Below are 2,683 nucleotides of genomic sequence, written 5' to 3'. Positions count from 1 at the left end.
TTCACTCTCTATCTCACCAATGCCTTCCCAGGCGATTGAGGCCACTTGCTCATCTTCACCTGGGCTATGGCGGAAATTCAGCAGGCTGTTAAACAGCGGTAAGGGAGGCTGGACGCCACTGCACCGCTGGGCAATCGCCAGCGGGGTCTGTTCATGATCCAGCAATTCGCTCAGGCGCTGATAGGTTTCCTGTACCGCCTGCTTCACGGTACGGGCTTGTAGCTGGATACGGACTGGCAGGGTATTGATAAACATCCCCAGCACCTGAGAAGCGCCCATGCCGCCCTGTAACCGACCTAATAACACAGTACCGAAGACCACGTCCTCACGGCCGCAACATTGCGCCAGCACCTGGGCCCAGGCCACATGGAACAGTACGGCGGCACTGATACCCGATTGGCGGGCGCAATCCCGGATCTGACGAGCCAGCTCGTCATCTAACGTGACGATATCTTCCACGATTTTATCGCGGCTGTTTCCCTGCACATCCAGTAACCCAAACGGTAAAGTTGGCTCGTTTACATCGCCCAGTAACTGCTGGAAATAGGCCTGATGGACTTCAATCGGCACCTGACGGGTTTGGGCGATAAAATTGCGGTAAGGCAATGGAGCGGGCAGGTGTTCTTCCTCCCCCTGCATCAGCGCCTGTACTTCGCTGAAAATGATGTCCAGTGACAGATGGTCACACACCAGATGGTGATGCAGCAGGCTTAACCACCACCGTTCGGTGTCAGGATCTTGGGCCAGATAAGCAGCCAGTAATGGGGCGCGGGTAATATCTAACCGTATTCTGTCCGGATCAGTCAGACGCCGTAGTTGAGTCTCGGCACTTTCTCCTGCGGATAACGTCAGTTCCGTTATCGGCAGTGGCGCATGACGGTAGACCACTTGCACAGGGATCGGAAGTTGCTGCCAGTGAAAGGCACTGCGTTGAATATCGTGCCGGTCAATCACCCGCTGCAACGCCTGCAAGAAACTGTCCAGCCGTGGTCGGCTGTCAAAGTGCATCAAAATATTTTCAAGGTAGGTGTCGCCGGTTTCTGCCAGTAAATGGTGGAACAGGATACCTTCCTGCAAGGGGCCAAGCGGGTAAATATCCTGAATATTGGCGACACCGCCCGGAACATGGTCAACAATATGGTCAATGTGGGCCTGGGTTAATGTCACCAGTGGCAGCATAGCCGGCGTAATGTGCGGACTGTCTTCGCGGATCAGGTTAGGCGGAATGACAGAGGTCTCCGCATTTTGCTTCTGATGTAAGCGGGCGCTCATGGCCGCCAGGGTGGGGGCAGAGAAGACCGCGCTGACCTCCAGAGAAAACCCTTGCTGGCGTAACTGTTCGATCAGACTGACGACCAGCAGGGAATGGCCGCCCAGTTCGAAGAAGTTGTCATGGCGCCCGACCTGTTCCAGTTCCAGAATCGATTGCCAGACTGCCGCCAGTTTCTGTTCGGTTGCGCCTTGTGGTGCTTTGTACTCACGGCTGACGATAGCGTGCCGATCCGGTGCCGGCAGTGCGTTGCGATCCAGTTTGCCGTTGGCGGACATCGGGAAGGCGTCCAGCATCACAAAGGCACTGGGCAGCATGTACTCCAGCAGGCGGGTACTGAGTTGTTCACGCAAATCGGCCGGTTTTAGCGTGATGCCGGTTTCCGGGATCAGATATGCAACCAAACGCTTATCACCGGTGTCTTCTTCACGGGCGATCACCACGGCATCGCTGACACCTTCGCAAGCCACCAGTTGCGCCTCAATTTCCCCCAGTTCAAGGCGGAAACCGCGTAGCTTGACCTGAAAATCATTGCGCCCTAAATATTCAATCGAGCCATTGGGCCGCCAGCGCCCCAAATCGCCGGTTTTATACATACGGGCATCGGGCCGGGGGCTAAACGGATCTGCCACAAATTTCTCCGCGGTTAAATCCGGGCGATTGAGATAACCACGGGCCACACCCGCGCCGGCAATATGGATTTCACCACTGACGCCAATGGGAACCGGTCGGCCGTGCATATCCAGAATATAAATACGGGTATTGGGCAGCGGATAACCAATCGGGATAACACCTTCGGGATACGGTGGATTTTTTTGGTCCAATGTCAGCGTGGTGGCAATCACCGTGGTTTCCGTGGGACCATACGAGTTAATCCAGCGGCAGGATTGAGTTTCCGGATGAGACAGCCAACTGATTAAATGGCGGTACTCCGCTTTTTCGCCGCCCACAATAAGGGTATGCAGATGTGGGCTAAAGCCACTGCGTCCTGCCATCATCTCCTGTACCCAGTGGTGCCAGAAGGCCGTGGGCATATCGATAATGGTGATCTTCTGCTCACGCAGGAAGGTGACAAAAGTGATATCCGGTATCCGGATATGGGGCGGACGCAGAACCAGTGTTGCTCCCGATGCCAGGGTGGGAAAAATATCGGATACCGAGGTATCAAAGGCGATGGTTGCAAATTGCAGGATACGATCCCCCAATTGTGGTTCGCTGGTCTGGTGCTGAGCATGGATAAAGTTCACCACATTACGGTGCTCCAGCATCACGCCTTTGGGCTGACCGGTGGAGCCGGAGGTATAGATAATATAGGCCAGATGATGGGGCTTAAGTTGCACATCAGGATTATGGATCGGCTGTTGTGCCACCTTATTTCGCTGGGTTTTATCGTCCAGCAACCAGACGGGCAGG

At 55.0% G+C, this 2,683-nt stretch carries 1 protein-coding gene; it reads right to left on the bottom strand.

The genetic code is table 11. The features are described 5' to 3' along the window. A partial coding sequence (locus Xets_RS04410; protein ID WP_187651216.1) for a non-ribosomal peptide synthetase occupies positions 1-2,683 on the bottom strand: 2,683 nt, incomplete at both ends.

This window comes from Xenorhabdus sp. TS4 (assembly GCF_014467265.1).
GTDB classification, from domain to species: Bacteria; Pseudomonadota; Gammaproteobacteria; order Enterobacterales; family Enterobacteriaceae; genus Xenorhabdus; species Xenorhabdus ehlersii.
This window is presented reverse-complemented; position numbering and strand designations above follow the sequence as displayed.